The sequence below is a fragment of the Bacillus canaveralius genome, assembly GCF_002860125.1.
GTDB lineage: Bacteria > Bacillota > Bacilli > Bacillales > Cytobacillaceae > Bacillus_BJ > Bacillus_BJ canaveralius.
Window position 1 is genome coordinate 24,062 of record NZ_PGVA01000002.1, and the last position, 12,866, is coordinate 36,927.

A 12,866-nucleotide genomic window follows, 5' to 3' on the forward strand; every position below is an offset into this window, starting at 1 on the left:
TTGTGTAGGCCGCATATATTTCTAGGAAGTCCAGGTATCATTTGAAATACATTGATTACTGTTTCTACATAATTAATTTATTCACACATCGATGAGCGCGCTAATTGTGTTAATAATGTGGAGTTTGCATGCAAACGCTCTCAGCAGTACACTGGGATGGTACAATGTTTTTGTTGGGTCCATTCTATTTTACGAGGAGGAATTTTGGTGAGTTTTTCTGACAAAGTGGTGTTGGTTACTGGAGCTGCAGCGGGGATCGGCAAAGAATCGGTGAAAGCGTTTGCTGATCAAGGCGCGAAAGTTGTGTTAGTTGATTTGGATATTGGCACTCTCAAGGCAACAGCAAAAGAGCTGGAACTCCAGGAAGGCAATTATTTGTTAGTCGCGGCTGATGTTTCCAAAGAAGAAGAAGTGGAGCAATATGTTCAAAAGACTGTCGAACAATTTGGATCGATTGATGTATTCTTTAACAATGCCGGCGTTGAAGGAAAGGTACTTCCCATCACAGACTATCCTGCAGAGACTCTCGATCTTGTCCTGAACGTAAATGTCAAAGGTGTATTTTTTGGACTTAAGCACGTATTGCGCATCATGAAAGAGCAAAAATCCGGCGCAGTTATTAATAATTCTTCCGTTGCGGGTCTATCCGGAAGCCCGAATGTCAGTGCATATATCGCATCAAAGCATGCCGTCATCGGTCTGACAAAAGCGGTAGCAGTTGAAGTGGCCCAATTCGGTGTCCGTGTCAATGCTGTTTGCCCTTCTCCGGTGAACACCCGAATGATGCGGTCTCTCGAGAGCGGTTTTTCTCCTGACGATGCTGAGGCTGCGAAAGAACAACTGACACAAACGATCCCATTAAAACGTTATGGTGAATCTGCGGATGTCGCGAACCTTGTTCTATTCCTCGCTTCTGAGCAAGCGTCGTTCATTACAGGTGTTGCCTGTCCAGTGGATGGAGGGCTTACAGCTCAATAACAATAAACAGAGGCAACTTTCCTTTTTAAAGGAGGTTGCCTTTTTATGTGACTATGTTGCTTCACAGTAGTGGGTGCGTAAATAGCCATAGTTTCGGTAGGCAGGGACTCTATTTATGTGCGTTCAGAATCAGATATCCACGAAAAGGCACGATATATTCGCGGCAAGTAGCACTATACCGCCCGTGAAAAGCACGATATATCCAAAATAGACGCAAATCCATATGTAACAATAGCCAGGGATCTCAATCCCTGGTCAAATTTAATATATTCAAGTTCTTTCCTCATAGAGCTTAATGATTTGAATAATTGTTTCCGATGCTTTGACCATATTTTCGACTGAAATAAATTCGTATTTTCCGTGAAAGTTTTCTCCGCCTGTGAAAATGTTCGGTGTCGGCAGTCCCATGTAGGATAATTGTGAACCGTCTGTACCGCCTCGGATCGGCTTGATGACAGGCTGGATACCCAATTTTTCCATAGCTTCATAAGCAATGTCGACGATTTCCTTGACGGGTTCAATCTTTTCCTTCATGTTGTAATATTGATCCGCCATTTCCAGGATGATGCTATCTTTTCCGTGCGTTTGCCTCAATTCATTTACAATGCTTTCAATCGTTGCTTTTCTGGCCTCGAATGATTCTCTGTCAAAATCCCTGATAATATAATAGAGGTTTGTTGTCTCGACGTCGCCGTTGAAGGAGATTAAGTGGTAGAAGCCTTCGTACCCTTCGGTAAATTCAGGTGCTTCAGCAGCAGGCAGCCTATTGTGCAGGTCCATTGCAATTTTTGCAGAATTCACCATTTTTCCTTTGGCGGTTCCGGGGTGAATATTGTTGCCTTTGATCATAATTTTCGCAGAGGCAGCGTTAAAACTCTCATATTCGAGCTCGCCAATCGGTCCGCCGTCGACTGTATAAGCATACTTCGCATTAAAAGCTTTCACATCGAATTTATGAGGTCCTCTGCCAATCTCTTCATCAGGTGTGAAGGCAACTCTTATTTTGCCATGCTTGATGTCCGGATGCTTGATCAAATAAGCCATCGCCGTCATGATTTCGGCAATACCTGCCTTATTATCTGCCCCAAGAAGTGTCGTCCCGTCCGTTGTAATTAACGTATGCCCTTTATAATCGGCAAGATTAGGAAATTCCTGTGGCGATAACATAATATGTAAAGTGTCGTTTAAAACAATTTTGTTGCCATCATACGCTTCGACAACTTGCGGATTGACCCCTGCTCCAGTAAAATCGGTTGCCGTATCAAGATGGGCCAAAAATCCAATCGTTGGCACTTCCTTCTCGGTATTCGATAGCAGTGTCGCCATCACATAACCATTTTCATCCATTGTTACTTCTTCCATGCCAATCTCCTTTAATTCAGCAACGAGCATATTCGCAAGTGTTAGCTGCCCGGGGGTAGAAGGACAGGTATCACTGTCTTCATTAGATTGGGTGTTCACTTTTGCATAAGAGACAAATCTTTCAATCATTTCATTTTTCAATGTTTGGTCATCTCCCTTTTATTGATATGTTTTTATATTATCATGATCCGGAAATTTCTTCTCATTAAGGCAAAACCATTTTTAAAAAAATTCGGGCGATACCATTAATTTTCCAGTAATTTGAGCATCTGTCGAGTGCTTTCAGAAAAGGGTGTGCTACTATAATAAATATCTTGAGTTAAAGAGGTGCTAAACATGAAAATCGAGGTTTGGTCGGATTTTGTTTGTCCGTTTTGTTATATTGGAAAGCGCAGATTAGAAGCGGCGCTGGCGGAGTTTCCCCACAAAGATCAGGTTGAGATTGAGTTCAAAAGCTTTGAGCTTGATCAAAATGCGCCGCGAAATTCGGGGGAAAGCATTCACGAGTCCCTGGCGGCTAAATATGGAATGACTGTTGAAGAAGCGAAACAAGCAAATGCAAATGTTGGCCAGCAAGCAGCAAGTGTCGGGCTGACATTCAATTTTGATTCTATGAAGCCAACGAATACATTTGATGCGCATCGTCTTGCGAAGTTTGCAAAATACCATGAAAAAGAAGCACAGCTTACTGAAAAGCTGCTCAATGCATACTTTACAGACTCTAAAGATTTGAGTGATTTCGAAACGCTTGCAGACATCGCCGCAGCAGTCGGCTTGGATCGCCAAGAGGCCGTAAATGCTTTACAGGATCAAAATGCTTTTGCCAATGAAGTCCGCATTGACGAATCAATCGCACAGCAATATGGTATCAGTGGCGTGCCGTATTTTGTCATTAATTCAAAATATGCGATATCTGGAGCTCAGCCGACCGAAACGTTTACAAGCGCACTTGAAAAAGTCTGGGAAGAAGAAAATCCTACACCAACATTGCAAGATCTTTCAGCAGGCGGGGCTGACGACGATGCATTCTGTGCTGACGGCAGCTGTGCTGTTCCACCCAGAGAGAAATAGTCTGCAAGTCAGGATATACGAATTAAAAAACAATCGCCCTAATTCGGTATTTGAATTAGGGTCTATTTATTATATTATTGAACTTGTATGAGACTCCCACGCCTAAAGACGGGCTAGGCCCTGCGCGGGCTTTCTCGTTCGGAGAATCTGTAATATTAATTTCAACCCTTCGATTAATCATGATATAAAAGGGTATAAAGAGTAAGAGATTATCAAAGAATGAGAGGGAAATTGTGTGACGAATAAGATTTTTATGGCATTAGCATTTATTGGTTTTCCACTTTCGGTGGTTGGAACAATTATGCATTGGTCAAGTACTGCATTATTTATTATTTACTGCTTAACCATCATTGCGTTAGCCAGCTTTATGGGAAGGGCAACGGAAAGCCTTGCGATTGTGACCGGTCCTCGTATCGGTGGCTTGTTGAATGCCACTTTTGGTAACGCGGTCGAATTAATCATTTCAATATTTGCTTTAAAAGCAGGTCTCGTTGGCGTTGTGCTTGCTTCCCTGACGGGTTCCGTATTAGGGAACTTGCTTTTAGTGCAGGGTTATCGTTTTTTGTTGGCGGCCTTAAGTTTAAGCGTCAGGAATTTAACGTGTTTGATGCCAGACATAACTCCGGGCTTTTAATGTTCGCGGTAGTCGTTGCTTTTGTTATCCCGGAAGTATTTTCAATGGATATGAACGAAACAAAGACTTTGTCTCTCAGCGTCGGAATATCGATCATTTTAATTGGGCTTTATCTGGCTGCATTATTTTTCAAGCTAGTTACACATCGCGGTGTATATCAACATGATAAAAAGGGTGCGGAACATCACGAAGAGGAACCTGAATGGGGAAAAGGTAAAGCACTTGCTATTTTATTAATTGCGACCCTTGCAGTAGCGTATGTTTCTGAAAATCTCGTCCATTCGCTCGAAGCTGTTGCTGAAACATTTGGATGGACCGAATTGTTTATTGGGGTCATTATTGTTGCAATCGTCGGTAATGCAGCTGAACATGCATCCGCTATTATTATGGCTTTTAAAAATAAAATGGATATTGCTGTTGAAATTGCCGTAGGTTCCACTCTGCAGATCGCGATGTTTGTGGCGCCTCTGCTTGTGTTGATTTCACTGTTATATCCAAATCCAATGCCACTCGTATTCAGCCTTCCCGAACTGGTGGCTATGGTGTCGGCAGTCCTTTTAACAATCGTCATTTCAAACGACGGTGAATCCAACTGGTTTGAAGGGCTTACCATGTTGGCGGCATATGTTATCATTGGTATTGGGTTTTTCTTGTTGTAATAATAAGTTTGTCGGTCTGTCCAGCATGTTTTCTATGAAGAGACCGTTTTACAAAAAAAGAATATAAATACATAACATAACACCGTCGAAATTTCGACGGTGTTATGTTCATTGAAATTTTCGAAAGGATCATATAACGACGATCAAAATGCAGGAGGCGTCAACCCGTTAACTACATTTTTTTGAATCTTGATAACTTCGTCGGGATCGATAATATGGTTTAGGAAGTTACCAACGCCAGAATGTTTTTGGATGACAATCACAGCCTCTGTACATTTAGGAAGGATATCATTTGCCTGATCACTTTTTAGAGGGAACATGCTGAGAGGAAGATTTTTTTCAACAATCTCATCTACGTTCCAAACCGCAGCATCAGCCTGTCTACTCTGCAACATATGAGGTATCTGCATATAGCCAACTTCCAAAAATTCTACTGGTAGATGTCCGAACTCGGCTTGAGTTAGCTGGAACTGATCAAGTGAGTCCTTATCTACACAAACTTTCATACCTTGAAAAAAATTCTCTTCAGCCCCCTGGGGTTTGAATATCACATGATTGGACACATGAGTACCGGGACCAAATCTACACCAAATTTCCAATTCCGGATCATTTTCGCAAAGAGTCTCCCCTGACAACCTAGAACAAACAATAAAATCATTGCGTTTTGCTTTCAAGGCTTTCGCCCGAGAAACTACACCGCGCATAAATGCTAACGAAGAAGGAATATTTTGAACAGTAAAAACTTGTTTAAGTCCTGTTGCCATCCCGGCTAAAAGGTTTGTATATGGTAAAGCCAAGGCGCCAAAAATAACCTCACGGCCAGTTGCCTGCCAAAGAACAAGGTAATCGATTGCTTCAATGTGCGTTCCCTTGTGCCCTTTGCTTTCAAGTTGCAATGCTCCTATGTCCACCAGAGTTTGTACAGCTGCCTGAATTGTACCATTACCGACTCCAAACTGAACGGCATAATCTGTGATTCGCGGGATTCGATCGCCCACTTGAAATTGTAAAAACTCCCTGGCTAATTCAGCAGCTACTGCGCCTTGCTTACTAAACAGGGATTGAGATAACTTGTTGTTCAACATAGACTCACTCCTATATAAATAGATAAACAATAGTTTATTAGTCTAAAAAATTATACCAAATAATAGTAGTATAGCATAAAAACAAAATCCTGTAAATTGTGGACATTAAATTTTCATAAATTCAGACTTTTTTAAAATTTGTATTGACTCATAAAACAGAATACTGTAAATTGTGGATATAAAAGGTGATGCAGTCGAAAACATAACAGATCTTCTCAAGAAGTAATTCGACAACGCAAACCTAATAAAGGAGGGAAAGGTATGGCAACTACATGGCCGATTTTTGGTTTAGATCCAATTGCAGCAAAAATTTTGTTTTGTGTAGTGTTTGGTGGTTTTAGTGCGTTCCTTATGAATAAGTCTATTGCAACCTTTCATGATGGTTTACGCCCAGTTTTACCCGAATTCATTGAAGGACGTATGGGGAGGGCACAGCTGACTAGTATTTCACTGGCCATTGGTATTGGATTTGTACTAGGGTGGGCGCCATTTACATTAACTACTGGACTTATTCTTGTTGGTCTCATTCTTCTGCCTGTTGACTCGATTGGAGCAGCTGCTCCCAAATGGTGGATTGCTGTTCTTGGGGGTGGTGCCTGGGGCGCTCTGGTCTCCAGTAGCTTAGAAGGAATACAAACAGCATCAAAGTTGCTTCCAGTCGATATTTTGGCAGCGCTTGCATCATTGGCAACTCCTTTGACTTTTGCTTTCGTCGCCTTCCCGGTGGTGGCAGTTGGTTACCAGTTTGGCTGGAAGAAGGGCGTAATTGCATTGACTGTGGCTGTTATCGCTCGCCAACTCTTGAGCGCTTTCGGAACTTTCAAGCTCATGGGGAATGAGATTACTCTAAGCCCTGATGGAGCAGCAATGTTGTTTGGTATGGGCATGTTAATTATCTTTGCTATTCAAAAAGATAGGCGGGCCAGAAAAGAGATAGCATCCGAGGTGGCGGCAACGATCGAAGAAGACGAGGATGGCGAAGGATTTTTCGGTGAGCGCTCTGCAAGAATCTATAAAAGCCTGCCATTACTCGCCATCCAAGGAGCGATAATTGCTTTCGGCATCCGAGCAGGAATCGTCGCTTGGCAGCCGACTGACGTTATGTCAGCAGCGGCAGGAAAGATGATTGAATCTGGAATTCTCTCGTTAGCGTTGGCATTCGGTTTCTTGCCTCTGATTGCAACAACTGCCCTAACCACTGGAGTTTACGGAACAGTCGGTCTCTGTTTTGCAGTGGCTGCTGGATATTTCTCGCCGAATCCATATGTGGCGCTAATTGCTGGTGGAGTCGTTGCTGGCCTGGAAGTGGTTTTTCTGCGACAAATTGGAAAGCTTCTTGATCAATATCAAACATTGCGCGAATCCGCAGAAAGTCTGCGCCTTTCCATGGATAAAGTTGTGACATATGCACTGTTAGCCGGATCAATGGTAGCCGGTAATCAATTAATTCCGGGCGGAACAGGTTACTTTCTTGTCGCTGGTCTATTTGTATTAAATGAATTTTCTGGACAGAAATTGATGCCGATGGCAGCAGCTCCTGCTGCAGCGATCATTACCGGTATCCTTGCGAACATATTCGTATTAATCGGCTGGATGTAATCGAAGCTTTTTGAATATAGGCTGGAGCATTTAGTAAGAGAATTGTTTAAAAGAATCAGGATCTCAATTTGACTTCCACTGAATAATGGAACCGGTTTACGAGAGTCCTGATTCCTTATCAAGTTAGAGGATTCCGTGTTAATTTTATTTTAAAGGAGTGAACTGTATGTCTGACAGCAAAAAAATTCGTATTGTCAGTACCGGATTTGCAAAGCAGGCCATTGCGGATGCAGCCAAAAAATCGGGTGGGGATCTTGTCGAGATTGAAATCAATTCGGATATGGCTGGAGCCCGCAAGGTAAAGAATGGCGAAGCTGATTACTACATTGGCTCTTGCTGGAGCGGCCAAGGTGGGGCACTTAGCATTGCAATTGGAGTGCTCGGATACAGCAATTGTGCCATGGTAACAACAGCTTCTGGACATCCGACGCCAGAACAAATTAAGTCTAGAGTGAATGAAAAGGACTGGAAAGCATTTGGTATCAATGCGGCTCATGCAGCATCGGCTGTGCCCCATATAATCGATGCGCTATTAGAAAAGAACGGTTTGAAGTAGATTTTTTTTTTCAGAAAAAGCGATTTACTAAAAACATTTAAGTCGAGGTTATATAGATGCAAGAAAACAGGAACAGAAATAAACAAACCGAAGCCAAACACATGAGCCAATTTACGAGGAGGGATTAGGATGTTTTTAGACATGACAGTTGAAAGGAACCCTGACCTGATTCGTACTGCAGCATTGTTGCACCAGAGCGGAGCAATCCCGACCAATACATATGTGCTCGATGTGGATGCCATTTATGAGAATGCCGCTGCTATTCGGGAGGTTGCCGATAAATATGGAGCCACTCTCTACCAAATGACTAAACAGCACGGACGAAACCCGGTTGCTGCACTTGCAGCAGAGGAGGCAGGGATTAAAGGTGCTGTATGTGTGGATGTGGATGAAGCTATTGCTCTGGCTTCCTACGGTGTTACGATCGGCCATGTAGGCCACTTGCAGCAGATTCCCGACCATTCCCTGGCAGAAATACTTTCCTATAAGCCTGAAGTCGTTACTTGTTTTTCAGTGGAAAAAGCGCTTCGAGTAGGAGAGGAGGCTGCGCGGCTTGGAAGGGAACAGCAGGTGCTGTTTCGTGTCCGTGCTACACGGGATGACCAGGACGACTTCCATCCTGCACAGGAAGGCGGGATCCGCCTTTCTGATTTGGAGCAGGCCGTCCATGCTTTAGACGGAGCTCGAGGAGTGCGCCTCGTTGGTGTGACGACACATCCCAATCTATTGTATCAGGCGGACCGCAGGGAAGCCTTGCCTACCAAAAATCTGAAGACGCTACTGGAGGCCGCGGAAATTTTACGACGGTGTGGGGTCGATGTCCGACAGGTTAATGCTCCCGGTGTGACATGCTGTGCAACGATTCCTGGTATGGTTCAGCGTGGTATCACACATGTGGAACCTGGAAGTGCCTTGATCGGGAACACGCCTCTGCACTCGTTACTTGACCAACCCGAGATCCCGGCGATGTGTTATGTCACCGAGGTCAGCCACTTAGTAAAGGACGGTGCTTTAACGATCGGCTACGGATTCTATCCTCGCTCTCATTTGAAAGAGGCTCTGGTCGGTTCCAGCCCGGATGAATTAATAGGACAACGATATCCTGCCAGTGCATACCCGGCAGAGGCGATTGATTATTACGGCAAACTGGTTGTCCCCCCAAACATGCCGATGCCAAAGGTGGGGGATAGTGTTGTATATGCCTTTCGTTCCCAGGTATTTATCAGTAATTCATTTGTGGCGCCACTGGTGGGTTTGCGGCATGGTAAACCGCGGTTGGCGGGGCTATGGAACGCCGTTGGCTACCCGGTAGACCGGCAGGGCCGACCACAATGCTTGGAAGAAGGAGAGAAATTTATTCAACAAGCAGGATTTAATTCCAGCATAAGACTTTAAATCGGCAGGGTTGACTTCTCTGCCGACAAGAAAGGGCGAAGTTCAATGAATAAGCAGGATTCCAATTCAAATATCCAACAACCGTACCGTACCCGTTACCTTGAAGACGTGCTTTCCCAGCCACAAGCGCTGCGTGCGCTCATTGAAAATCATAGCACCAGAAGCGGAGCTATCGACAAATGGGGAGATGAGTGGGAACAAGCCGGTAAACCACTAATTGTCTTTACAGGGATGGGAGCCTCCCTGTTTGCGGCTGAACTGGTCCAGGCCTACTTAGCAGAAAATGGCGCATTTTCATTGGTGCTACCTACTTCAGATCTAGTGGATCGCCTGTCCAGTATCCCGGAAAATGCTTTTTTATTTGCAATCTCACAATCAGGAGAGAGCATTGAGATGACAGAGATAGTGGAGATAATAGGGCAACGACGCCTTTATGCCGTGACCAATGTTCCAGGAAGTTTTCTGGCCCGATCAGCATATGATGTTGCCTTCCTTGGTTTGCCTCCCGATCTGTCGGTAGCTATTAAAACATATACAGGCACTCTTTGTCTGCTCATGCTGCTGGCTGCCCGATTGGTCGAGGGTAAAGAAAATGATATTTCTGACCGGCTCATTCAGGCTGCGAATATCATCGAAAGCCAGCTGCCAGCCTGGGAAAATGAGGCTGCACATCTTGCGGACCGCCTTGGGCGTCCTCAGTTTACAAGCTTTCTTGGCAGGGGTTACGACCAATATACGGCCAGAGGAGCCGCTCTGTTGTTCAAAGAAGGCGCAAAGACTCCTGCTGAAGCGAGCTGCGGAGGGCAGTTCCGTCATGGTGCAGTAGAGGTAGTTGATCAGGAGCATGTTGCAATTTATTTTGTCCCACCCCATACAGATCGACGATATAAGCGAGTCCAGGCATCCGTTAAGGAGCTCATAAGCTTGCCTGGCAGGGTAGTGACGGTGGGATCTGATCTTCCAATCGAATTAAATGAGAAATATTTATCCCACTTAGGCGTCCAAAAGGTAGACGATCCGATCATCGCAGCCGTTACTGAAATCGTACCGGTGCAATTGCTTACAGCGTATTTGGCCCGGTTAACAGGATTGGAAGCTGGAAATTTCCGCAATACCACTCCTGTTATCAATCATGATGCATAAATGATACGAGCGAGAAATCAAGCGAAAAGGGATGATGATTATGCATAAAAGAACTTTTTCAATGCGAACAGCTTTCCAGGAGACTCTTAGGTTTGGAGGGAGGCACGTATGACAATTAAGCTTTCCCCTTCAATGGCCTGCGCTGATCCTAGTTCTCTGGGAAGTCAACTGACAGAGCTAGCTGAAGCTGGCGCGGACTTGTTTCACTTCGACGTCATGGATGGCCGTTTCGTGCCCAACTTTGGTTTCAGTAATGACATTATTCGTGCTCTTCGGCCACTGACTCAGGTACCCTTTGAGGTGCATATGATGGTTGAAGATCCTGAACGATACTGTGGCGACTTTGTGCGAGCGGGGGCAGACATAGTCGTTGTACATGCGGAAGCGACTCGACACCTGCACCGCACTTTGCTTGAAATCCGCCAACTTGGTGCGAAGGCGGGAGTCGCTATCAACCCAGCAACCCCATTGTCTTCTATTCAACATGTCGTGCCGCTTCTTGACATGGTAGTAATTATGACTGTAAATCCCGGATTTGCAGGTCAGCCTTTTGTACCTGAGGCTGTTCCGAAAGTCCAGGAACTGCGGGAGTTAATAAATTCTCAGAAACTGCAAATAGACATTGAAGTAGACGGGCATATTGCAGCTAATACAGTTCCTGCTTTGGTTGAAGCGGGAGCAAACCTATTTGTATTGGGAACGGCCAGCATCTTTAAGGCAGGTTCAAATCCTGCTGAGCTTTTGCCCAATTTCAGAACAATTGTAGAAAATATAGAAACGCAAAATATCGGATAGATAGTAATGGACAACGAAAAAGTGGTTAGATTGTAAATCTATTAATTGTTTAACGTTATTAGATGTGTAATTGTTGGAAAAATATCAAGTAAGGGTCATTACAGAAGTTTGTGTTCGCTGTAATGACCTTAAACCTTTATAAGCAAGGTAACCATGTGAAAGATTGGTTTGTAAGCTTGTTGAATTATGCAATAGGAGGATAAGAAATGGACAAAGCAGAGCTAAATGAGAGACTGGAATTGCTTCTGACAGGAGGGGTTATCACCGCAGAAGCTGCGGCAATTACGGAAAAAGCCTTTGAAAACTTAGGATCAATGATGAACAAAACAGCGATTTTGCAAAGCGAAATGTTATTTACCCATCTTGCTTCCGCCCTTACAAGGCTGGCAAGAGGGGAGATGATTGAAGGACCACCTGAAGCACTTTTAAATGAAGTTAGCCGTACAGGTTTTAATGAAAAGATCGAAAAAGAAATTGAATTCATAGAAACGCAATTCGGAAATGCGTTACCTGTTGAAGAGAAGAATTATTTACATCTTCATTACGCATCAGTATTTCAACAAAACTTATTAGAGAATCAAGTTTGAAAATGGGTATTGGAACCAGATTATTATGTGTGATCACAGCAATTTTATAGATTAATAGTCAGGGGGATTGAAAATGAGCAAGAAAATACGAACTGTAACCGGTGATTTATCACCTGAAAAATTCGGACAAACGATGATACATGAACATGTTGTATTGGATCTGTCTCATGTCAGAAACGATGATGATCCAATTCTGTCTAACTCTGAAATATTAAACAGAGAATTAGAACGTCTGAAGGCTGCCGGATGTGGCGGTATTGTTGAAGTCACAAACCATGGCATGGGAAGAGATGTAATATCACTCCACGATATTTCGTTACAACACGATTTGCCAATTGTCGCAGCAACGGGATATTACATAGAAGCATATTATCCTCCAGAAGTGTTTGAAAAGAGCGAAGATGAGATATTTGAACTTTTTGTATCTGAAATAATGGATGGTGTGGGAGATACAGGTATACGTGCCGGTATTATTTCCGAAATCGGAAGCAGCTTGAATGAAATGACAACAAATGAAGAAAAGGTGTTTCGTGCAGCATGCCGGGCACAAATACAAACCGGTGCTCCTTTAAGCACTCATTGTGAACTTGGAACGATGGGCTCAGCACAATTAAAACTTTTTAATGACATGGATGTCGACCTTTCGAAAATTTCTATTGGCCATCAGGATTTAAATGGGAATCGTGAAGAATACGATTATTTACTGAAAGCTGGCGTCTATATCCAATTTGATACGATCGGCAAAAATAACTATCGTTCTGAAAAAGAGCGGATATCCGATTTAATATATTTATTGGATAAAGGTTATGTAAATCAGTTGATGTTATCATGCGATATTACGAAAAAATCTTATTTAAAAGTAAATGGCGGATTCGGCTATGAATATTTATTCACAGACTTTTTGCCGCAGCTAAAAGAGCTTGGCATTTCACAAGAAGAAATCACAACTATGATGGTAGATAATCCTCGACGATTCTTGTCTTTTTAGGAAGTGAAAGAATT

At 43.5% G+C, this 12,866-nt stretch carries 11 protein-coding genes and 1 pseudogene; 10 read left to right on the forward strand and 2 right to left on the reverse strand.

All coding sequences use genetic code 11. The features are described from left to right. The first annotated feature begins 207 nt into the window (after positions 1–207). On the forward strand, positions 208–978 hold the full coding sequence (locus tag CU635_RS01085; RefSeq protein ID WP_101575328.1) for an SDR family NAD(P)-dependent oxidoreductase: 771 nt from the start codon (positions 208–210) through the stop codon (positions 976–978). A 270-nt stretch (positions 979–1,248) separates the two neighbouring features. Here the strand turns inward: CU635_RS01085 and pepT are convergent, their stop codons facing one another. Beyond that, on the reverse strand, positions 1,249–2,481 hold the full coding sequence (gene pepT / locus CU635_RS01090) for a peptidase T (RefSeq protein WP_101575329.1): 1,233 nt from the start codon (positions 2,479–2,481) through the stop codon (positions 1,249–1,251). Positions 2,482–2,676: 195 nt separating this feature from the next. Between pepT and CU635_RS01095 the strand changes: the two genes are divergently transcribed. Then, entirely contained in the window at positions 2,677–3,411 is a 735-nt protein-coding gene (locus tag CU635_RS01095; RefSeq protein ID WP_101575330.1) for a DsbA family oxidoreductase, read from the forward strand. A gap of 253 nt (positions 3,412–3,664) precedes the next feature. Then, positions 3,665–4,704 (forward strand): annotated as a pseudogene (gene cax, locus CU635_RS01100) (calcium/proton exchanger). Positions 4,705–4,847: 143 nt separating this feature from the next. Here cax and yhfZ read toward each other — a convergent pair. After that, on the reverse strand, positions 4,848–5,789 hold the full coding sequence (gene yhfZ / locus CU635_RS01105) for a GntR family transcriptional regulator YhfZ (protein ID WP_101575331.1): 942 nt from the start codon (positions 5,787–5,789) through the stop codon (positions 4,848–4,850). A 261-nt stretch (positions 5,790–6,050) separates the two neighbouring features. Between yhfZ and CU635_RS01110 the strand changes: the two genes are divergently transcribed. The 7 genes from CU635_RS01110 (at position 6,051) to CU635_RS01140 (ending at position 12,852) form a co-directional block, all read left to right on the forward strand. Next, on the forward strand, positions 6,051–7,388 hold the full coding sequence (locus CU635_RS01110; RefSeq protein WP_101575332.1) for a YhfT family protein: 1,338 nt from the start codon (positions 6,051–6,053) through the stop codon (positions 7,386–7,388). Between the two features lie 166 nt (positions 7,389–7,554). Further along, on the forward strand, positions 7,555–7,944 hold the full coding sequence (locus CU635_RS01115; protein ID WP_142382808.1) for a DUF2620 family protein: 390 nt from the start codon (positions 7,555–7,557) through the stop codon (positions 7,942–7,944). A 129-nt stretch (positions 7,945–8,073) separates the two neighbouring features. Further along, the gene (locus CU635_RS01120; RefSeq protein ID WP_101575333.1) at positions 8,074–9,339 is read left to right on the forward strand and encodes an alanine racemase; all 1,266 of its coding nucleotides are present in this window, start codon (positions 8,074–8,076) and stop codon (positions 9,337–9,339) included. Positions 9,340–9,384: 45 nt separating this feature from the next. After that, positions 9,385–10,482, forward strand: a complete 1,098-nt coding sequence (locus CU635_RS01125; RefSeq protein ID WP_101575334.1) for an SIS domain-containing protein — start codon at positions 9,385–9,387, stop codon at positions 10,480–10,482. Between the two features lie 108 nt (positions 10,483–10,590). Then, positions 10,591–11,277, forward strand: a complete 687-nt coding sequence (rpe, locus tag CU635_RS01130; protein WP_101575335.1) for a ribulose-phosphate 3-epimerase — start codon at positions 10,591–10,593, stop codon at positions 11,275–11,277. 206 nt (positions 11,278–11,483) lie between these two features. Next, positions 11,484–11,864: a PRD domain-containing protein gene (locus CU635_RS01135; protein WP_101575336.1), complete on the forward strand. Its 381-nt coding sequence runs from the start codon at positions 11,484–11,486 to the stop codon at positions 11,862–11,864. A gap of 73 nt (positions 11,865–11,937) precedes the next feature. After that, positions 11,938–12,852 (forward strand): phosphotriesterase family protein, encoded by a 915-nt coding sequence (locus tag CU635_RS01140; protein WP_101575337.1) that lies wholly within the window; start codon positions 11,938–11,940, stop codon positions 12,850–12,852. Positions 12,853–12,866: the final 14 nt, after the last annotated feature.

What these genes read in the sequence shown, in the direction of transcription:
- CU635_RS01140 (WP_101575337.1), top strand. Translation starts at nt 11,938, where the DNA reads ATGAGCAAGAAAATACGAACTGTAACCGGTGATTTATCACCTGAAAAA.
- CU635_RS01125 (WP_101575334.1), top strand. Translation starts at nt 9,385, where the DNA reads ATGAATAAGCAGGATTCCAATTCAAATATCCAACAACCGTACCGTACC.
- CU635_RS01095 (WP_101575330.1), top strand. Translation starts at nt 2,677, where the DNA reads ATGAAAATCGAGGTTTGGTCGGATTTTGTTTGTCCGTTTTGTTATATT.
- rpe (WP_101575335.1), top strand. Translation starts at nt 10,591, where the DNA reads ATGACAATTAAGCTTTCCCCTTCAATGGCCTGCGCTGATCCTAGTTCT.
- CU635_RS01135 (WP_101575336.1), top strand. Translation starts at nt 11,484, where the DNA reads ATGGACAAAGCAGAGCTAAATGAGAGACTGGAATTGCTTCTGACAGGA.
- CU635_RS01115 (WP_142382808.1), top strand. Translation starts at nt 7,555, where the DNA reads ATGTCTGACAGCAAAAAAATTCGTATTGTCAGTACCGGATTTGCAAAG.
- yhfZ (WP_101575331.1), bottom strand. Translation starts at nt 5,789, where the DNA reads ATGTTGAACAACAAGTTATCTCAATCCCTGTTTAGTAAGCAAGGCGCA.
- CU635_RS01110 (WP_101575332.1), top strand. Translation starts at nt 6,051, where the DNA reads ATGGCAACTACATGGCCGATTTTTGGTTTAGATCCAATTGCAGCAAAA.
- CU635_RS01120 (WP_101575333.1), top strand. Translation starts at nt 8,074, where the DNA reads ATGTTTTTAGACATGACAGTTGAAAGGAACCCTGACCTGATTCGTACT.